This is a genomic window from Janthinobacterium sp. FT14W, from assembly GCF_009208755.1.
Taxonomy (GTDB): domain Bacteria; phylum Pseudomonadota; class Gammaproteobacteria; order Burkholderiales; family Burkholderiaceae_D; genus Janthinobacterium; species Janthinobacterium violaceinigrum.
The window spans coordinates 1-19,325 of sequence record NZ_WFLL01000073.1 but is presented as its reverse complement, the minus strand read 5'-3'; the positions used below and the strand labels follow the sequence as shown (position 1 = coordinate 19,325).

Annotated in this window: 16 protein-coding genes and 3 pseudogenes; 11 read left to right on the top strand and 8 right to left on the bottom strand. The window is 64.9% G+C overall.

The features are described from left to right. Window positions 1–217: pseudogene (locus GCN74_RS27015) on the bottom strand (ShlB/FhaC/HecB family hemolysin secretion/activation protein); the annotation flags it as partial. A gap of 467 nt (window positions 218–684) precedes the next feature. Between GCN74_RS27015 and GCN74_RS27010 the strand changes: the two are divergent. The 5 genes and pseudogenes from GCN74_RS27010 to GCN74_RS26990 all read left to right on the top strand — a co-directional run bounded on the left by GCN74_RS27010 (window position 685) and on the right by GCN74_RS26990 (window position 5,071). Beyond that, complete coding sequence (locus tag GCN74_RS27010; RefSeq protein WP_152259514.1) at window positions 685–1,287, top strand: DUF4291 domain-containing protein; 603 nt, start codon at window positions 685–687, stop codon at window positions 1,285–1,287. Between the two features lie 344 nt (window positions 1,288–1,631). Further along, window positions 1,632–2,099, top strand: coding sequence for a helix-turn-helix domain-containing protein (locus GCN74_RS27005; RefSeq protein WP_152259513.1), 468 nt, complete (start codon window positions 1,632–1,634; stop codon window positions 2,097–2,099). Window positions 2,100–2,338: 239 nt separating this feature from the next. After that, a pseudogene (locus GCN74_RS27000) lies at window positions 2,339–2,725 on the top strand (IS21 family transposase); the annotation flags it as partial. 298 nt (window positions 2,726–3,023) lie between these two features. Next, window positions 3,024–4,385 (top strand): dockerin type I domain-containing protein, encoded by a 1,362-nt coding sequence (locus GCN74_RS26995; protein ID WP_152259512.1) that lies wholly within the window; start codon window positions 3,024–3,026, stop codon window positions 4,383–4,385. Between the two features lie 59 nt (window positions 4,386–4,444). After that, window positions 4,445–5,071 (top strand): PEP-CTERM sorting domain-containing protein, encoded by a 627-nt coding sequence (locus GCN74_RS26990; RefSeq protein WP_152259511.1) that lies wholly within the window; start codon window positions 4,445–4,447, stop codon window positions 5,069–5,071. A 24-nt stretch (window positions 5,072–5,095) separates the two neighbouring features. Here the strand turns inward: GCN74_RS26990 and GCN74_RS26985 are convergent, their stop codons facing one another. Beyond that, window positions 5,096–7,600 carry a cation-translocating P-type ATPase gene (locus GCN74_RS26985; protein ID WP_152259510.1) on the bottom strand — a complete coding sequence of 835 codons (2,505 nt, stop codon included), beginning with the start codon at window positions 7,598–7,600 and terminating at the stop codon, window positions 5,096–5,098. Window positions 7,601–7,802: 202 nt separating this feature from the next. Between GCN74_RS26985 and GCN74_RS26980 the strand changes: the two genes are divergently transcribed. Genes GCN74_RS26980 through GCN74_RS26970 form a run of 3 tightly spaced genes read left to right on the top strand, consistent with a single transcriptional unit; the run spans window position 7,803 to window position 10,819 of the window. Continuing rightward, window positions 7,803–8,585 (top strand): universal stress protein, encoded by a 783-nt coding sequence (locus GCN74_RS26980; RefSeq protein ID WP_152259509.1) that lies wholly within the window; start codon window positions 7,803–7,805, stop codon window positions 8,583–8,585. A gap of 9 nt (window positions 8,586–8,594) precedes the next feature. After that, window positions 8,595–9,395, top strand: coding sequence for an enoyl-ACP reductase FabI (fabI, locus tag GCN74_RS26975; RefSeq protein ID WP_226939252.1), 801 nt, complete (start codon window positions 8,595–8,597; stop codon window positions 9,393–9,395). Next, window positions 9,392–10,819, top strand: a complete 1,428-nt coding sequence (locus GCN74_RS26970; RefSeq protein ID WP_152259508.1) for a bifunctional enoyl-CoA hydratase/phosphate acetyltransferase — start codon at window positions 9,392–9,394, stop codon at window positions 10,817–10,819. Before fabI ends, GCN74_RS26970 begins: the two co-directional genes overlap by 4 nt. A 268-nt stretch (window positions 10,820–11,087) precedes the next feature. Here the strand turns inward: GCN74_RS26970 and GCN74_RS26965 are convergent. The 3 genes and pseudogenes from GCN74_RS26965 to GCN74_RS26955 all read right to left on the bottom strand — a co-directional run bounded on the left by GCN74_RS26965 (window position 11,088) and on the right by GCN74_RS26955 (window position 13,079). Beyond that, window positions 11,088–12,082: pseudogene (locus GCN74_RS26965) on the bottom strand (zinc-dependent alcohol dehydrogenase family protein). A 43-nt stretch (window positions 12,083–12,125) separates the two neighbouring features. Further along, entirely contained in the window at window positions 12,126–12,563 is a 438-nt protein-coding gene (locus tag GCN74_RS26960; protein WP_152259507.1) for an Hsp20/alpha crystallin family protein, read from the bottom strand. A gap of 69 nt (window positions 12,564–12,632) precedes the next feature. Next, a complete protein-coding gene (locus tag GCN74_RS26955) occupies window positions 12,633–13,079 on the bottom strand; it encodes an Hsp20/alpha crystallin family protein (RefSeq protein ID WP_152259506.1) in 447 nt (148 codons plus the stop codon). A gap of 159 nt (window positions 13,080–13,238) precedes the next feature. Between GCN74_RS26955 and GCN74_RS26950 the strand changes: the two genes are divergently transcribed. Then, window positions 13,239–13,901 (top strand): pyridoxamine 5'-phosphate oxidase family protein, encoded by a 663-nt coding sequence (locus tag GCN74_RS26950; protein ID WP_226939251.1) that lies wholly within the window; start codon window positions 13,239–13,241, stop codon window positions 13,899–13,901. A gap of 218 nt (window positions 13,902–14,119) precedes the next feature. Here GCN74_RS26950 and GCN74_RS26945 read toward each other — a convergent pair whose 3' ends face one another. The 3 genes from GCN74_RS26945 to GCN74_RS26935 form a co-directional block, all read right to left on the bottom strand. Continuing rightward, window positions 14,120–15,712: an AAA family ATPase gene (locus tag GCN74_RS26945; RefSeq protein WP_152259505.1), complete on the bottom strand. Its 1,593-nt coding sequence runs from the start codon at window positions 15,710–15,712 to the stop codon at window positions 14,120–14,122. A 313-nt stretch (window positions 15,713–16,025) separates the two neighbouring features. After that, on the bottom strand, window positions 16,026–16,463 hold the full coding sequence (locus tag GCN74_RS26940; RefSeq protein WP_152259504.1) for a universal stress protein: 438 nt from the start codon (window positions 16,461–16,463) through the stop codon (window positions 16,026–16,028). A gap of 175 nt (window positions 16,464–16,638) precedes the next feature. Next, a complete protein-coding gene (locus GCN74_RS26935) occupies window positions 16,639–17,364 on the bottom strand; it encodes a lipid-binding SYLF domain-containing protein (protein WP_152259503.1) in 726 nt (241 codons plus the stop codon). 340 nt (window positions 17,365–17,704) lie between these two features. Between GCN74_RS26935 and GCN74_RS26930 the strand changes: the two genes are divergently transcribed. Then, window positions 17,705–18,379: a nitroreductase family protein gene (locus GCN74_RS26930; RefSeq protein ID WP_152259502.1), complete on the top strand. Its 675-nt coding sequence runs from the start codon at window positions 17,705–17,707 to the stop codon at window positions 18,377–18,379. 80 nt (window positions 18,380–18,459) lie between these two features. Then, window positions 18,460–18,978 (top strand): flavodoxin family protein, encoded by a 519-nt coding sequence (locus tag GCN74_RS26925; protein ID WP_152259501.1) that lies wholly within the window; start codon window positions 18,460–18,462, stop codon window positions 18,976–18,978. Window positions 18,979–19,325 lie beyond the last annotated feature (347 nt).

Genomic DNA, 19,325 nt, shown 5'->3' with positions numbered 1-19,325 from the left:
GCAGGCGCACGTCGGGCGTGCGTTCCTGCTGCTGGCGCAGGAGGCGCTCGCGTTCTTGCTGGCGTATCAGTTCTTGGCTGGCATCGTCGCGCTGGCTGCTGCCAGGCGGAATGGGAAGGGGCGGCGCAATGTCAGGACGGGTCTGCGCGGACACGGCGGCACACAGGGTGCCGCTAAACAAAAATACACCGCACCATGGCGTCAAGCGCAGGTGCATAGTTGCCTTACGTAATTATTTTCTCAAGTAGATTATAAAATAATTATTTCCGCATGGCAATTTTATTTATTTCTTGAGAACTTTATGTCTTTGGTAACTGCCATTCAACTATCACATTACCACTAGTAAAACAGGTGGGCAGGCGATGGTGATGCGTACCGTATTAACCAAGATCGCGTCAGAATGCCCCCAGCCTTCCCACCGTCTTGATCGGCAAGCTACGCACCCTGCGCATGCAGCGGGACAAGGCCAAGGTCGTGTAAGATTTACGAAGCTGACCACGCCCCACTTTCGCCAGTCAGGCCATCCACCTTGCCACCCTCCTCGTGAGTCCACCGGCATGGCCTATCCACCGGCGACGGATGGCTGGCAGAAGGATTGCTTAGGCCACGCACAGGAGTCGGGTGGCACGGTCAGCACCATGTTCAAACTCGCCGGGATTCATCCTGGCTTCAACCAAGGTAACAATGCAAGATGATCAGCACCCAACATCAGCCATCCCTGAACGTCAGATCAGGGCCACCTACGACGAATCGACCATCCGTGTCTATCAAGCCTATCCGGATGCGATCGCGGATGGAGCATTAACGAACGGCACATTTACTTCGCCCCCATTCAAGATGGAACGCATGACCTGGATTAAACCGTCTTTCTTGTGGATGATGTATCGTGCGGGCTGGGGATTCAAAGACGCTGGTCAGCAACGCATACTGGCGATCGATATCAGCAGAGCGGGATTTGAGTGGGCACTGGAGCACGGTTGCCTGAGCCACGCGGATGCATCCATGAGCAAGGACGAATGGTCGGCGAAGAAAGAGGCATCGCCCGTGCGCATCCAATGGGACCCGGAGCGGGATCTGCTGTTGCGGCCGCAAGCTCACAGAGCCATTCAGATCGGCCTCAGCAAAAAGGCGGTAGAACTTTACGTACATCAATGGATAACCAGGGTGGTGGATGTGACGCCGCTGGCCCACGCAATCCATGCGTTGCTCGCCCAAGAAAAGTTTGAGGAAGCAAAGCACATGCTTCCGCAAGAAAAACCGTATTCGTCAGTATTTCATCCATCCTGAGCGCTGACATCCAGGACCTGAGAGCGAGGTCAAGCAAGGTAGCTCATGCAACGCAGGCCGCCTCTTGACAAGCTCAACTGCGCCCCACGCCCTCCCCTGCACGTGGCAGGGTCAGCTCCCACGGGGCAGGGTCAGCTCCGGCACTCGTACACGATCTCGACATTGGCCGTGCCGACCGGAAGGAATACGAAACAAGGGAGGCCGCCAGGCCGCTCCCTGGCAGTAAAATCACTGCTGTTGACCAAGCTGTGGCTAGCAAGACGCTCTCGTTCCTTTCATCACTGTGGAGACAGCTGCGTCACAGCCGGTCATTCATGAACGTTGTAGATTGAAAGGCAATATATATGTCTGGCAACACCCATGTTTCTGAGCGCCTCAAAAGCTGCCGCGAGAATCTTCGTATCTCTCAAGTGCTGCTTGCCGAACTGGCGGGCATCAATCCCACGCAACTGTATCGCTACGAATCAGGCAAGGCCAAACCACGGCCGGAAGCGGCAGATAGAATTGCCGCGGCCCTCGGCGTCAGCACCGCCTGGCTTGTGCATGGGACATTGCCCATCGCCAGAGGGACACAAATCGACCCGCCAGTGCCGGCAGGAGGGAGGTTGATCGTGAAATTCCTGGAACTCTCCCCCGCGCTTGCCTTCGTCGTGAAGCGACTGGCCATGCAAAACGGCAGTACCGTAGAAATGGAATTGCTGGACCTCGTGCATCAAGGCCTCGAAGCCATGCACAAAAAAAAACTGCCTTGCGCTGAGTCCGCAGCGAGGTCGGCCTTGCCTGCATCTGGCGAAAATTCGACGGCGCCTTGAACGGAACTTCCGTCTGCCGGAAGGTGCGGTAGGCCGCGGATCCAGTCAACGAAATCGATCGGCGTTCGCCGGGACTGAACCCCTTGGCGCAAGGTGCGTTAAATGGATTGCTGGTTCAATTACAGTAGATGAATGTTGATTTGCAGCGAAATCTGACCCACTTCACCGCATAATTTGCACACGAAACTGACCCACGTATAAGACACAATCCTGCTCATGACATTGAGTGGGGAATTGGAGTGATCGACGTGGCATTACTAGGCATTATTCGACGCTGGCACATTCGCGACCAGGTCCCATTGAGAGAGATCGCCAGGCGATTAGGTATCTCTAGAAACACCGTCCCACGCTATCTGCGATCGGAAACCATTGAGCCAGCCTACTCTGAGCGGCGCTCTACCCGCGCCATCGACAAATACGCGTTCCAGCTTTCTGCGCTCCTGAAGACCGAGGCAGCGCAATCACGCAAACATCGGCGCACGCTGAAGCAGATCCATGAGGACTTGAAGGAATTGGGGTTCGAGGGGTCTTACGACAGGGTCGCAGCGTTCGCGAGGGTGTGGCGGGAGGGTCAAACTGAGAGGGGCAATCCTGCCAGCAAACGAACAGCTATGGGTGTATTTTTTTGATGTGCGCGCCAGTGATGCTCCTCGTTATTGCCTGAATGCATTTACCATCCAGGTAGCAACAGTCAGTTCCGACTGGAGCTCGAATGTCAGAACCAACGTGTCGGAAATAGGCTGCCTGGTCTGTCGAAGAATTTGACAGCCGCCACAGCAACTGCTGCTCCCCCCACCTTAATGCTCTTTATGAATCAAGAACTTGCGCCTCTTGGCCCTGTTCTTGCTCTGACACATGCTGCAGACAAGACCTGCCTGCGAGGCCTGTCTTTCCCCTACTCGCAGCACTTTGAAAGAGGACGTCATGAACACCTTTTCTCGAACAATTGCGTTGGCATGCGCGCGCTGCGGCTACTACGGCGCCGCCGCGCTGGCCGCCGCCAGCCTACTGATGGCGGCACCGTCCGCTGACGCGGCATCGTCCCGCACCGACCTGCTGAGCGGCGCCGGCAACGGCTGGCTGGCCAGCTCCAATGGCGTCAACGGCTGGATCCCCGCCTATGGGCCCTATCCCAATCCACACACAATGCCCAATCCCTTCCTGAATGCGCTGGGGATACATGCCAAGCTGATGTGGTACTGGCCCGGCCCGGGCGTTCCCGAAGCCGGCAGCCCGCCGAGCACTGCGTATTTCCGCCACCAGCTCCACCTGGAGCCGGAAAATGGGATGAAACCGCAAATCGTCGCGCTGGTGGCTGCGGACGACGAGATGACCCTGACGGTCAATGGCATTCCAGTCGGCACTTACCAGTTATCTGCACATATGATGCCCAATGGTCAGCCAGCGGCCGTGGCGATCGACATGACGCCAGCACTGCGGCTGGGCGACAACCAGATCGATATCCGGGCGACCGACAATGGGGTGTATCACTGGGTATTTTTTGACAGCTACAACATCAATGCATCACCAGAACAGGTACTGGTGCAACGGGCGCCGGCACAGATCAGCCTGGTCGGCGACAAGGATGATTTCCATCCCGGCGACCTGGCAGACACGGCACCCAGGTCGCAGCACGTGCTCGACATGCTGGGCAAGCTCGCGGCGGAACCCGCCGTCGACCTCGACCAGCCAGCGCATAACCGGTCCGTGGGGCTGACACATGAGGTCAGCGTGCCGGAAGGCGCCATCATCACCTCGGCCACCGTCAAATTGCACATCAAGATGACAGGCGCCGTAGTCGATAACGACATCATCCTGTTTAATCAGAGCAATGTCTCCGACGAGGGGCAAGCCAGCAGGGTGATTGCCCTGCACGATGTGCTGGGCTTTCCCCCGCAAGCGGGTGCCATCTACGACCTGATCTGGAACCTGGCGAAGACGCCGCTGCGCAATGTCGCTTCCCCTATCGTGACCGGACAGCCCGACCAGGTGGTCAGCCTCTTGCCCATGCTGGTCAGCGACCAGCGTCTGGACGTCCTGGCGACGGACGGCACCATGGTCGATTACTCGGAGCTGAGCGTCACCTACACCAGCGTCAGCGCCGCGCCTGGCGACTTGAACAACGACGGCGCGGTCGACCGCGCCGACGTGAACATTCTGCTACTGGGCCTGAACACCCTGGCATCGGGCCCGAACGATCCGCGCGACCTCGACCGTGACGGCCGGATCACCGCGCTCGACGTACGCAAGCTGGTGGCCAATTGCAGCCACCCTTTGTGCAATTAGGCCGGCACTTTCCCGCCGGCCGTACGTGACCGGCTTCCTCAATTCACGGGAGACTCATCATGAAGAAGCTATGTATTGCAGCAATGTTATGGCTGGCGTGCCTGAGCTGGACGCCACTGGCCCAGGCCCTGCAGATGTCCCTGGTGCCACGCGGCGGCTACCAGATCTCGCCGGGCGGCCTGCTGGTGCTTGACCTGAACATCGCCGGTCTGCAGTCCGGCGGCCTGAACACCGAGCTGGGCGTCTTTCACCTGGACCTGTATTACGATCCGACCCTGCTGTCCTTCCTGCCCGGCGCGCCATCGGGCTGGGGCACGGCGCTGGGCCAGACGGCCGGCGGCGCCGAGGCCCTGGCGTTCGCGGACGCCAGCACGCCTGGCCTGTTGCGCCTGGACGAAATGTCGCTGCTGGACGCCCTGACGCTGGACCAGCTGCAGGGCGATAGTTTCCGGCTCGCCACACTCGCCTTCCACGTCCTGGTACCGCCCAAGCCGGCGCCTGCCAACACCATCCTGTTCGCCGATGACATCCTGCTGGCCGATGCGGGAGGCAATCTGATTCCGGTGGCGCTGGACCAGGTTCCGCTACTGATTTTACAGGTGCCTGAACCGGGCACGCTGGCCTTGCTGGGCCTGGGAATGGCGGCGCTGGCCTGGCAACGGCGTCGGCCGCCCGGGCGCGCATAAGCGTGCTAGCGTGCTGGCCGCCCGTCAGCGGGCGCCAGAGGGCAAGCTGGCCCGCCGCAGCACGGCGCACCATGCCAGGGTCGCCGCCGCCACCAGGCAGCACAGCAGCAGCGGCCCCGCAGCGGGAACGGCAAAGGCAAACATCTGCCGCAACCCTGGCACACCCAGCACCACCAGCAGCAGCGACACGGCCGCGGCGGCGCTCCAGCCCGCATACGGGTTCGTGCCGCCCGGCGGCTCCCCGTCCCTGTTCCCCACACGGCGGTTGGCATGGATCAGGGCCAGGTTAGACAGGGTCAGTGCGATGAAAACGGCGGCGCGTGCCGCCTCGTCGGACTGGCCCGATAGCCGCGCATGCCAGAACAGAACAAGCAGCAGCGCCAGCAGGCCGGCGCCCTGCAGCAAGCCCCGCAGCAAGATAGCGCCGTCGAACAGCCGCTGTCCCGGCGTTCGCGGTGGCTGGCGCATGGCGCCCGCTTCCATCGGCTCGGCCTCGAAGACGATGGAACAGGCTGGATCGATGATCAGTTGCAGAAACAAAATGTGAACCGGCAACAGCAGCAGGGGCCAGCCCAGCAGCACAGGCAGGATCGACAGGCCCGCGATTGGCACGTGCACGGCGACGATGAAGACAATGGCCTTGCGCAGGTTGGCGAACAGGCGACGCCCGTGCCGCACGGCCGCCAGCAGCGAGGAAAAATCATCCTTGAGCAAGACCAGCGCGGCCGCCTCGCGCGCCACGTCCGTGCCGCGCGCCCCCATGGCCACGCCGATATGCGCCGCTTTCAAGGCAGGCGCATCGTTGACGCCGTCGCCCGTCATGGCAACGATGTCGCCGCGCGCGCGTAAGGCCCGTACCAGGCGCAGCTTTTGCGCAGGCGCGATGCGGCAACACACGCTCGCCCCGGCCAGGCGCTCCTGCAGCGCGGCATCGTCCATGCCGTCGAGCTGGCCGCCCGTCAGTGGCGCGCCCTGCGTGGGGATGCCGGCCTGGCGCGCGATCGACAGCGCCGTGGCAGGATGGTCGCCCGTGATCATCACCACGCGCAGGCCGGCCTCGCGGCACTGCGCCACCGCCGCCGGCACTTCGGGGCGCACGGGGTCTTCCAGCGCCAGCAGGCCGAGAAAGGCAAAATCGAAATCATGCTGGTCCGACGGCAGGGGCGGCGCGGCGAAGGCGGCACAGGCGACGCCGATCACGCGCAAGCCGCTGGCCGCCATGGCCGCCACCTGCGCCACGAGGCGCGCGCCGTGCGCGGGCGCCAGGTGGCACAGGTCCATGATGGCTTCCGGCGCGCCCTTGGCGGCGATCACGTAGTCTTGCCGGCTGGGCGAGCGCCACACGCGCGACATGGCCAGCATCTGGCGCGACAGCGGATAATCGTCGATCAGCATCCAGTCGCCATGCAGGTGTTCCGTGTTCGCCAGCAGGCGCGCGCCGGCCGTGCCGATGGCCGCCTCCATGGGATCGAAGGCCTGCCGGTGGCTGGCCAGCACGGCATATTCGAGCAGGCCGTGCAGCGCTTCCGGCAAGGGCGGTTCCGGCGCCTGGCCGCACGCGTACGCGGCCTCCTCCGTCCACAGCCTGCGCAGCTGCATGCGGTTGCTGGTCAGGGTGCCCGTCTTGTCGACGCACAGCACCGTCGTCGCCCCCAGCAGTTCGATGGCCGGCATGCTGCGCGCCAGCACGTGCTCGCGCCCCAGGCGCCAGGCGCCCAGTCCCAGGAACAGCGTCAGGATCACCGGCAATTCCTCGGGCAGCAGGGCCATGGCCAGGGTCAGCCCGGCCAGCAAACCGCGCAGCGCGTCACCGCGCAGCCACCAGTAGGCCAGGCCGAGCGCCACCGCCAGGCCCAGCGCGCCGATGGCGACAGCGCGCACGACGCGCCGGGTTTCCTGCTGAACCGGCGTCAGCTCCCCGCCCTGCGCGGCCAGCGCGGCGCCGATGCGGCCCAACGCGCTGTGCTGGCCGGTGGCCGTCACGCTGCCGCTGGCCGTGCCCTGCGTGATCAGGGTACCCGCGTACACGCAGCCCGGCACCAGCTTCATGACCGGCACCGACTCGCCCGTCAGCATCGATTCATCGGCCATCAGGTTCGACGCCCTCAGCAGGGCGATGTCGGCCGGCACACGGTCGCCTTCGGCCAGCAGGACCAGGTCGCCGCGCACCAGTTCGCGCCCGGCGATGCGCACCTGGCGGCCGTCGCGGATCACCAGCGCGCGCGGGCTGGACAGGTCGCGCAAGGCGGACAGCGAACGTTCCGTGCGCTGCCGCTGGACATAGCTGATGCCGATCACGAGCACCACGAAGCCCAGCAGCATGGCCGCTTCCTGGCGGTCGCCCAGCAGCATGTAGATGGCACCGCAGGCCAGCAGCAGCAAGAACATCGGCTCGCGGACGATCTCGGCCAGCAGGCGCCAGTACCCCAGCGGGCGCGCCGCCGGCAGTTCGTTCGCACCATCGGCGGCAAGGCGCGCCGCCGCCTCGGCGGTCGTCCATCCGCTGGACTGCGGGCGCTGAGGGGGCATGGTCGTCCTCCTGTCAAGGGCATGCCTACATCAGGGCATACGGCTGGCGCAAGGCTAACATGAATTGCCGCCGCAGCGCACCCTGCGCCCGGCCCCGAGCGCCCAATGATTGTCCCGCCAATCGCCGCACACATGATGTAGATCAGATGCGGGGGGCGGGCGCCTTGCTACGCTGGCAGTCATTCATTGGAAGGGAGCAGCCATGTACAAGACGATCGTGGTGCACGTGGACGGCGCGCCGCAAGCGCGCGAGCGCATCGCGCTGGCAGGGCTGGTCGCCCAGGGCCAGCAGGCCCATCTGGTCGGCGCCGCGACTGCGCCACCGGGTCCACCCGAGGCCAGGCGCCCCGCGCAGGAAGCGCTGGAACGCTTCGAGACGCAGGCGCGCGGCATCGACGTCTCGTATGAAACCCGTCTGGGCGAGCAGGAGGCTGCGGCGAACCTGGCACTGCAGGCGCGCTATGCCGACCTGGTCGTGCTCAGCCAGAGCAAGCCGGACAGCGGCATGGCGCAGCAGCCTGCGCCGCTGCCCGAACAAGTCGCGCTGCAGGCGGGCCGGCCCGTGCTGATCCTGCCGCACATCGGCACTTTTGCCCACCTGGACCGGCATGCGTTGGTGGCCTGGGACGGCAGCCGCGCCGCCACGCGCGCCATCGGCGATGCGCTGCCGCTGCTGCGCGCCAGCAAGCTCGTCACCGTCGCCGTCTTCAATCCGGAGCGCGAACATGGCGTGCACGGCGCCCAGCCCGGCGCCGACATCGCGCTGTACCTGGCGCGCCACGGCATCCAGGTGGCAGTGCAGCGGCAAACCACCTCGCCCGAGCAGCCGGTGGGCGAGGCATTGCTGTCCCTGGCGGCAAATCTGCAGGCCGACCTGTTCGTCATGGGAGCGTATGGCCATGCGCGCTGGAACGAAATCCTGCTGGGCGGCGTCACGCGCACCCTGCTGCGCGCCATGACCTTGCCCGTGCTGATGTCGCACTAGGCGGCACATATGCCGGCCACTTCCGCCATGTCCGGCACGCCATTTTCCCTGCAGGGCAAGCGCGGCCTGATCCTCGGCCTGGCCAATGCGCACAGCATCGCGTATGGCTGCGCCTGCAGTACCCAGGCGCTGGGCGCCAGCCTGGTGCTATCGTGCGCGGACGAACGCGCCCTGCCCTACGCCCGCCCGCCTGCCCACAGCCTGAACATCCCCCTGCTGACCTGCGACGTGCAGCAGGACGGTGCGCTGGCGCAACTGGTGCACGCCGCGGTGGCTCGCCTGGGCGGTCTCGATTTCGTCATCCATTCCATCGCCTGGGCGCCCCTGGCCGACCTGCACGGGCGTGTCACGGACAGCAGCGTGGACGGCTTCCTGCGCGCCATGGATATCTCCTGCCATTCGTTCGCGCGGCTGGCCCGGCTATGCGAGGCGCACATGCCCGCTGGCGGCAGCCTGCTGACCATGAGCTACCTGGGCGCGGAAATACCCATGCCACAATACGGCCTCATGGGTCCCGTGAAGGCGGCGCTTGAATCGATGGTGCGCTACCTGGCCTGCGAACTGGGGCCGCGCAACATCCGCGTGCACGCGCTCTCGCCCGGCCCTGTGCCGACCCGCGCCGCGTCCGGCCTCAAGGATTTTGATGCACTGCTGGAGCGTACCCGCCGCGATGCCCCGCTGCGGCGGCTCGTCACGCTGGCCGAGATCGGCCAGTTGGCCGCCTTCCTGGCCAGCAACGCCGCATCGGGCATGAGCGGCCAGACCATCTATGTCGATGGCGGCTACCATGCCGTGGCGGGCCGGACATGATCGATGCGCCGCCATCCGCGTTGCCGGACCTCCTCGTCAACGTTCCGTACGACGCGCTGCGAGTGGGCCAGACGGCCGAACAGAGCCGCACCCTGGGCCGTGACGACATCGCCGCGTTCGCCGCCGTGTCCGGCGATGTCAACCCGGCCCACCTCGATCCCGCCTATGCGGAAACGACGCGCTTTCATGGCGTGGTCGCACACGGCATGTGGGGCGCGGCCCTCATTTCGCGCCTGCTGGGTACGTGCTTGCCCGGTCCCGGCACCATTTACCTGGGACAGACACTGCGTTTCCTGCGGCCCGTGCGCATCGGCGATACCTTGCGCGTGCACGCCTGCGTACTGTCGAAAGAGGACGGCAAGCGGCGCGTCGAGCTGCAGTGCGAAATACGCAACCAGACGGGCGCCCTGGTACTGGACGGCATCGCCAGCGTGATCGCCCCGGCGGTGCGCGTGAGCCTGCCACGCACCCATCTGCCGCAGCTGTACCTGTTCGACAGCGCGGCGCGCTTTAGCGCCCTGCTGGCGCACGCTGCCGGCCTGGCGCCCTTGCGCTGCGCCGTCGTCCACCCCTGCGACGCCATGGCCCTCGAAGGCGCGCTCGACGCAGCCGCGCGCGGCCTGATCCTCCCGGTACTGGTGGCGCCAGCGGCACGCCTGCGCGCCGCGGCCGCCGCATGCGGACGCTCGCTCGACGGCATCGTCAGCGTGGAGGTGGCGCACAGCAGCGCCGCAGCCGAGCAAGCCGCGGCCATGGCCGCCGCCGGCGAGGTAGCGCTGCTGATGCAGGGCAGCTTGCCGCTGGACGAGCTGCTGCAGGCCGTCGACGCCCACGCCGCCCTGCGCACCGGTCGCCTGCTGTCCCATGTCTGCCATCTCGATACGCCTGCCTGCGACCGGCCGCTGCTGCTGTCCGATGCCGTGCTGAACCTACGGCCCACACTCGACGAGAAGGCCGCCATCATCCGCAACGCGATCGAGCTGGCACAGGCGCTGGGCATGGCCGAACCCAGGCTGGCCATCCTCGCCGCGCAAGACACCATCACGCCCAAGCTCGCCTCGACCCTCGATGCGGCCGCGCTGTGCAAGATGGCGCAGCGCCAGCAAATCCGCGGCGCACTGCTCGACGGCCCCCTGACGCTGGCCAGCGCCATCGCGCCGTCCGCGGCACTGCGCCACGGCTTGCCGCAACAGGTGGCAGGCCAGGCCGACATCCTGATCGCGCCCGACATGGAGTCTGGCAGCATGCTGGCAGGGCAGCTCGAATGCCTGGCCGGCGCCTGCGCCTGCGGCCTGATAACGGGCGCGGCCGTGCCTATCGCCCTGAGCAATGGCAGCGACAGCAAGGAATCCAGGGTCGCCGCAGCGGCCATGGCGCTGGTCCTGGCCCATCACCAGAGCGGCAAGCGGCTGCCAGCCAGCTGAAGCGGCGTGGTTCCCGCACGCTCCGCCGCGGCTACATCCGTCACGCTGTGCAAGTCTGTGGCGCTTGCCGCGCCTGCCTTCCGGCACCGGCACGGCTGCGCCGCCGATGCCTGCACCCCGCACAATCGATCAGGCCCGGCACTGGCCTGCGAGTGCAAGCAGCGTCGCGTGTGTCCGCTGCCTGCCGCGGCAAGACCGAGCGGCAGCCTGGGTGCCCGTTACGCCTGAGTTCACGGTGTTGTCATGCGCAATGCCGGCGTCATGCACGTCACGCTTGGAATTCCGGCATCAGCACAGCCGCCCCATCAATGCTGCCGTCGCGCACGGCCGCCAGGGCCCGGTTCGCCTCGACCAGGGGGAATGTCGTCACTACCGCCCTCAGTGGCAGGCTGGCGGCCAGGGCCAGGAACGCCTCGCCGTCGGCGCGGGTCAGGTTGGCCACCGAGCGCAGGCATTGCTCCTGCCACAGCAGCGCATAGGGAAACGCGGGAATGGCTGACATGTGAATGCCGGCGCAGACGACTGTCCCGCCCTTGGCGCAGGCGGCCAGCGCGGCCGACACCAGCGCACCGAGCGGCGCGAAAACGATGGCCGCATCGAGCCGCACGGGCGCGGCGGCATCGCTGCCGCCCGCCCAGGTCACGCCCAGCGACAGCGCGAACCGCTGCGCGCGCACGTCGCCAGGGCAGGTGAAGGCATACACTTCGCGTCCCTGCGCCAGCGCCACTTGGGCCAGCAGGTGTGCCGCAACGCCAAAGGCGTACAAGCCAAGGCGCAGGCCATCGCCTGCCATGACGTAAGCGCGGTAGCCGATCAGGCCTGCGCACAGCAGTGGCGCCGCATGCGCGTCGGCGTGGCGGGGCGGGATGGCGAAGCGGTAGCATGCATCGGCCAGCACATACTGCGCATAGCCCCCATCGCGGTCATAGCCGGTGAACCAGGGCCGGTCGCACAGGTTTTCGCGTGCCGTGCGGCAATACGAGCACCGCCCGCAAGTACCTCCCAGCCATGGCACGCCCACGCGCTGGCCAACCTTGATGCCGTCGACATGGGTGCCTGCCTGAACTACCTCTCCAACGATTTCATGCCCCGGCACCAGAGGCAGGCGATGCGGAGCCAAGCCCCTTCGAGGATATGCAGAACCGTGCGGCACACGCCGCAGGCCTGCACGCGCAGCAGCAACACGTCCACACCACATACTGGGATGGGCAGACGCACCCGCCGCAATGCCTGGCCTGGCCCCTGCCATAGCATCGCCAGCATGCTGCCTTCCCGCGCCGGCGTTAGCAAGATCGCTCCAGCGCACTCAGCTTACCTGCAAATACTTGCTCCGGCCGGATGTCTTTTTCGGCAAGCGCAGTTCCAGTATGCCATGGCGATATCGCGCCGTCGCTGCACTGTCATCGAGTGCATGCTCCAGCGTAAAGTACCGGTATTGCACATTCCTCTGCCGTTCCGCCCCTCCGCCTTGCTCCTGGCGTGGCGCCTCGGCGAAGATCAGCACGGCATTGCCGTCGATTTCCACCCGCAAGGCATCCTTGTCAAAACCAGGCAATTCCGCCTGCACCAGATAGGCATCGTCATGTTCCGTGACGTCGAGCCGGAAATGCCGACGTCCGCGCATGGCGCGCAGCGCATGCCGCAGACGCCATAGCCGAAAACGCTCTTCCAGGCGCACCGCGGACGGAAAACGCCCCGTCCTTGGCAAAGGCGCATCAGCACCCGCTTGCAGAATCCCCGCCATATTGGCCTCCTGTAGAAAACCGCTGTAGAAAGAGCGGTGCCGGCATGGGCGGACGCCGGCACGCTTGGGCTACTGAATGTGCAGCGTCCGGCCACCGCCGCCAGGCTTTTTCGGCAAGGTCAGCTCCAGGATGCCATCGTGGCACCTGGCTTCGGCCTTGCTCTCGTCGACCTCCTGCGGCAGGCTGAAGCTGCGGTACTGCTGCCCGTAGTAGCGCTCGTTGCGCACCATGTTGCCGTTTTCCTGGCGCTCTTCCTTCTTTACCTCGGTGGTAATGGATACCTGGTTGCCATCGATGGCCACCTTGATGTCTTCCTTCTGGACGCCGGGCACTTCTGCCTTGAGCATATACGCCTGCTCGGTCTCCGACATATCTACCCGGATAAGCGGCGCAGCGTCGGCCATGCGCATCCGCGGCAACGCCGCATAGTCTTGAAAAAAGTCATCGATTTCCCGGAAGGGATCGAAACGGGCGAGGTCACGCAGTGGATTAAACGGCATTAAACTATTGGCCATGGGGTCTCTCCTTGAAGGTAATGTGCCCGTGCAATATTCTGCGCACCCTGAACCCGCTTCGCGAGATTCGCAGACGCTCGCACATGGGCATCGGCAGACAACCATTCCAGCTTAGAGGGTCACGGCAGGGAGCATCTGACATGCATCAAACGAACCGGCTTGCCACTGCTCAAACAAGCCATTGCAAAAATCACTCTTCTGTTGTGCCCGACTACGCCGTCCTCGCGTATTAATGCCGCTTCGCATGATGCCGATCAAGGTGTGTTCATGCACGATTGCAGCCGCCAGGATAAGGTAGATGCACGGCTTGTCCATCTCCATCTTCGTCACCTTTCCAGGCAAAGGAGCACCATCATGCTGCTGGACCATCACTCCCGACAGTTCGTGCTGCACCTGCTCGATCAAGTACCCGACATGACTCTGGCCACTATGCGCCCAGATGGCTATCCGCAGGCAACCACGGTCAGCTATGCCCATGACGGTCTGACGCTGTATGTCGGCGTGGGCCTGGGCAGCCAGAAAGCCTGCAACATTCAAAGCAACCATAAAGTCTCGCTGGCCATCACCCGGCCCTATGCGGACTGGCGGCACATCCAGGGACTGTCCATGGCCGCCACAGCGCGGATCATCGATGACCTGGAAGAAACGCAGCATGCGTCAGGCTGCCTGTTGCGGCGTTTCCCCAAAATCAAGGAGATGATGCAAGGCACGGGCGCGCTGCCTTGGGCGGGGGTCGTCTTCCTGCACATCACGCCCAGCGTCATTTCCGTGCTGGACTATGAGCAGGGTTTCGGCCATACGGTCCTGTACGACGTAGCTTGACGAACAAGCCTCCGATACATGCGGGTGCCCGCCACCCGCGCCGCACGGCGCCGCGCTCCTGGGCGGCCTGGCGTGCCAGTGCAATATCGGCTGAAAAGCACGCCATGCTCGCGGACATGGCGGAATGGCGTTGGCATTGCCCACTTGAAGCTTTCAATTTGGCAACACCAAGTTACATTCACGCACATGCGCTCACCCGATGAGATCACTCGCTGTGATCACTTATCTGGCATTTCCTGCGTAACTGCTACTGTGCCGCCGGGAAAAAGCAAGCTGCCTTGCTCCTTGAGCAGGACAGCAGCACGTCGCTGCAAGCGCTCGCGCAGGCGCAGCGCCAGCGCGGCCACCGCCTCGCTGCCAAATCCCGCATCATTGACGACCGCCACGGTATCGGCCGCCTCATCGCCGCGCACACCCTGCGCATCAGCGTATGCCATCTGGTAGGCCAGCACGGCATGGTCAGCATCGGAAGGGTCGCCGCCGGAACGTGCCCGCGCCACCAGCCGTGCTCGCAGCAGGTCCAGCGGTGCGCCCACCTGCAGCAACAGGAAGGCGGCCTGGCCGCGCCGCGCCAGGCGCCGAAAGGCCAGGCGCCGCTCGCGCTCCAGAAAGGCGGCATCGACCAATACCGCCAAACCTGCCGCCAGGCCAACGCGCGCCAGCTGCGCGAGCCGGCGGTAGGTGGCGGCATTGCTGGCACGGTCATACATGCCCGCGCCAGGCAAGGATGGAATGGCGGCGACGGTCTCCTTGGCATGCAGCCGCTTGCGCTCGACATCCGAACGCAGGCGCACGGCCTCCAGCGGCTCGACCAGCGCATCGCATAACCATGACTTGCCGCTGCCGGAGAAGCCATGGGTGATGATCAGCGATGGCCTGCCAGGCGCGGTGCACGCATGCGCGAAGGCCAGGTAACGTGATGCCCGGGCCAGCGCCGCGATGCGTCCCGGCTTGCCGGACGCGGCGCGCAGCAACGCGACCTTGCAGCGCACGAGTGCCCGCTGCACCCGATAATAGGGCAGCACGGCCAGGCTGTCATAGTCGCCGCTGCGCTCCAGGTAATCGTTCAGCAAGCGCGCAGCCAGGGCGCCCTGCCCCTGGCATTGCAGGTCCATCCAGATGAATGCCAGGTCCTGGGCCACGTCGATCCAGCGCAAGCCTGCATTGAATTCGATGCCATCGAAGACGCGGACACGGCCGTCAAGCGTCAGGATATTTCCACAATGTAAATCACCATGGCATTCCCGCACCCAGCCTTCCGCCTTGCGCCGGGCAAACACCCGCGCCAGGCGCTGGTGCTGCGCCGTCAGCCAGCTTGCCACCTGCAGCAGCAAGACGTGCTGGCGCCGATCGCCGAGCAAGGCTTCGACGCCAGCGAGGTCCGCCATCGTACGGGCGGCAACCAGGGTGCTGCCGCCCCAGGGCGAACTGCGCCCGCTGCGCAAGGCGCCGGCATGAAAGTTTGCCAGCAGCACGGCAAGATCCTTGGCCTCGGCCGCTCCCAGTTGTCCGGCGTCAAGCCGTGCCTGCCACAAGGCCGACTGCGCGAAGCGGCGCATGCGCACAGCCACCTCCAGCACTGGCCCATCCCCATCGATGGATGGACGCGTCCGGATGCCGCGGATGTTGGCCACGCCCAGATACAGTTCCGGGGCAAGGCGCCGATTCAGGCGCAACTCTTCTTCGCACGCCAGGCGCCGTGCTGCCAGGCTGCTGTAGTCAAGTACATCGCGCCGCATGGCCTTCTTGAACTTGTAGGCCAGGTCGCCCGTCAAGAGTATCCAGGAGATGTCAGTTTCGATCAATTGCACAGGCGCGCCATTGCCGTCAAGGCAACGAGCCAGATGCCGCAAGAGCAGGGTCTGTTGCCTTGCTGCCAGCTCCAGTTGCCTGCCTGACGGTACAGGGGGTTGCCGCGCCTCGAACGACGAGTTCAATTGGGTCTGCCTCGCAAAGTATCCTCCGTGCCGACTGGCATCCTCCCTGCCTGTTGCGACATGCAGACAGTAGCGCCCACAGCATTTCCTCGGCCACTGACGGACGAAGGCAGCTGACACCAGTGTGCCGTCGACTACGTGTGACGCAATCGGTGCGGGCGCTGAGTGCCAGGCGCCGAGGGGTTGGTCAGCGATACACGAGCACCGGCAAGGTGCTGTGCGTTAATACCTTCTGCGTCTCGCTGCCCAGCAGCATGCCCCGCATCCCACGGCGGCCATGCGATGCCATGGCGATCAGATCGCAATGGTGGATACGTGCCGCCTCGATGATGGCTTGATAGGGGTCCTCGTGCTCCACGATCAGCGTTTCATAGACGACGCCCTGCGCGCGCGCCGATTCGGCGACCTGTTCCAGGCAAGCCCTGGCCCGCGCCTGCCGATGCGCCGCGTACGTCTCAGGCGTATCGCGCAGCATCTCCACATCGGTGGTGAGCACATGGAAAGGCAGCACGACATGCACGGCTGTCAGCCGCGCACCGCAGGCTTTCGCAAAAGCCACACACTGCCCCAGCGCCGTCCGGGAAGGGGCTTGGCCATCGGTAGGAAATAAGATGTGTTGAAACATGGCACACTCCCTGCAGGGCACGATCGTTAAACTCCAGCGTGAACGGAACGTCACCCGGCACGGCACCGCGATGCCGTGCAGCCCGGGTCACCGCCAGTACGGCAACGCCTGGGCAAGCCGCAGCGCCGCCAGCGCGAAAGCGGTCCGACCGGTGCTGCCGGCGACGAGGCAGGCCCTACCTGGCGGCGGTGGAAGCGTTGCCCAGCGCTTGCTGCAAGGGCTGCGCCTGGGGATTGCTGACCGTCCCCGCAGCGATATCCTGCGGCCACAATGCACGTCCATAGTAGGCATTCGTCATGCGCTGATTGAAACGGATGTCGTTCACGCCCACCGTCAGCACGTCGCCGAACAGGCCCTTGGAGGCGCTCCAGGCCACCACGTCGCCGTTGCCTGCCGTGCCCTGGGCCAGCTTGCTCCAGTTGACCACCGTCAGCCCCGCGTCGGCGCTCAGCGAAAAGTTATTCCTTTTCATGAATTCCTGTACCGCCTTGTCGTTGTTGAGCACCATCGCCATCGCGCCCCCTTCGATCCCGGCCTGCAGGCCGACCGTCAGGCCGCCCAGACTGTAAAAAGCGGGACCGCTCCAGCCGCCATCGGCGCGCTTCAGCAGCAGGAGTCCCGCCCCGCCATGCGCGCCGACGCCCAATGCGGCCCGTCCGTAAGACGGTACGATGAGCACGCCTTTTGCCTGCTGCAGCAGTTGCTTCATGCGGGGCTCCGCGTCGAGCTGCCGCACGACCGCCAGCGCCTCCGTCACCCGCTGCGCCGCCGTCTGCGCCGACTCGGCGCCGCCCTGCGCCTGGGCAGCCACGCCATCGCCCGATTGCGCCGCAGCGCCGCCGGCGATCGCGCCGATGAATCCGGCAAAAAGCCACGCCTTGATATGTTGCTGGATATGCATACGACCTCCTGTACTTGCTGCCTATGGTGATGCGCCGTATATGCCCGGCGCGGCAGAACCATACTAGGACGGCACGCGATCACCACCTTGATGTGCGACAAAGCCGGGAAAAATGCCTGCTCGATGATTGACGAACATCACGATGACAAATGCTGAGTCTGGCACTTATCCGGTCCTGCAGCGCCGCCGTCATGCAGCGCACCGTGACCGCGCCGCGCGGCGAAGGCAGCCGCCGTGAACTCTTTCGCCGGTCCGCGGGTCGAACCCACATCCGGATGCACTCGGTCCCTGCACCTTGTCCAGCCCCCGAAACTGCCAGCCTTACCTGAAGGAGCAAGTCATGAGCCCTGAAACCAGCCTGCTGACCAGCGATCCGCAGTTGCATAATCTGCCACTCGACGACGGACAGGCTGCACTGACGCCGCTGAGCCAGACGCTGCTCCAGGTGCTCGAACTGCGGCGCAGCGACCGCCTTTTCTCCTCGCGTCCCCTACCGATGCCGGTGCTGGCACACCTGCTGTGGGCGGCGTGCGGCGTCAACCGCCAGGCAACGGGGCAGCGCACCGCGCCGTCGGCGAAGAACTGGCAGGAGATCGATATCTACGTCGCCCGGGAAGACGGGCTGTTCCTGTTCGAGCCGGCCGCCGCCGCATTGCGCCAGCTGGACCAGCGCGATGTGCGCGCGGCAACCGGCTGGCAGGACTTCGTTGCTGGCGCCCCCGTCAACCTGGTGTATGTCGCCGATCTTGCCAGAATGGATCAAGCACCCCGCCGGGAGCAGAAATTCTATGCCGCGCTCGATACGGGCTACATCAGCCAGAATGTGTATCTGTTCTGCGCCGCCCAGGGTCTCGCCAGCGTTGCCCGTGCCTGGGTGGACCGGCCTGTGCTGGCGCACATCCTGGGCCTGCGGGAAAACCAGCGCATCATCCTGGCCCAGACAGTAGGTTTTCCGGGCCCCGCGATGCGGGCGGCCCCCCCGGTGGACAGGCCCCTGGACGGCCGCACCAACTGATGGCCAGCATCTCGCAGGACGACACAGCGACGCCACCAACACTCGCCCACCGCCAACACTCGCCCATGGAGGAACACGTCATGAAAAGTTGCCTGATTGTCTACTATTCGCGCACCGGCGTGACTGACCGGGCCGCCCACGACCTGGCCACGGCCTGCGGCGCGGACATGGAGGCGCTGCAAGCGCTGCGCCCCTACCGCAATGCGGGTGGCTTCCTGCGCGCCGTATGGGACGCCGTGCGCGGCAATCCCGCCCCCATCGCCGCTACGCAGCGGCATCCATCCGACTATCCCTTCATCGTGCTTGGTACGCCAGTCTGGGCCGGCCATATGAGCGCGCCCATGCGCAGCTACATCGCGCAGCAGCGACAGCACTTCCACCGGGTCGGCCTCTTCTGCACCATGGGTGGAAGGGGCGGCGATGACGCGCTCGACGAAATGGCCGCTCTGTGCCACAGCAAACCCGTTGCCAGACTATGCTTGCGGGAACCCGAAGTGCGGGCAGGCCGGCATATCGACCAACTGACGGCCCTGGCGGCGGAACTGGGCCGGCTCGGCCCAGCCCCTGCCGCCTTCGCGTCCCCGCTGTTTACGATCTGAACGTTTACACAGAGCAAATGCAACAGGCAACAGCGCAAACCGGAAGCCGCGCGCCCTTCCCTCCGGACGGCAGACAAAGGCAGCAAGCCAATGACGAGGGAGAAGCAAGACAAGGGACAAGCAGCGCCATAACGACGAGGAGCCACCAGTCGGGCAAGGGGACCTTGGCGCTGCGCCGCCCTGCCCCCGCCCTACTACGCCAGCGGCACCGCGCTGGCGACTAGGGTCTGTCTGACTGAACTTAATTAGGGTTGAATGGTCATAGGACGATGAGCCGAACTGACCTTACTGAAAAGCAGTGGCGCAAACTTGCCCCCCATCTGCCGTCCAATCCCCATCACGGTCAC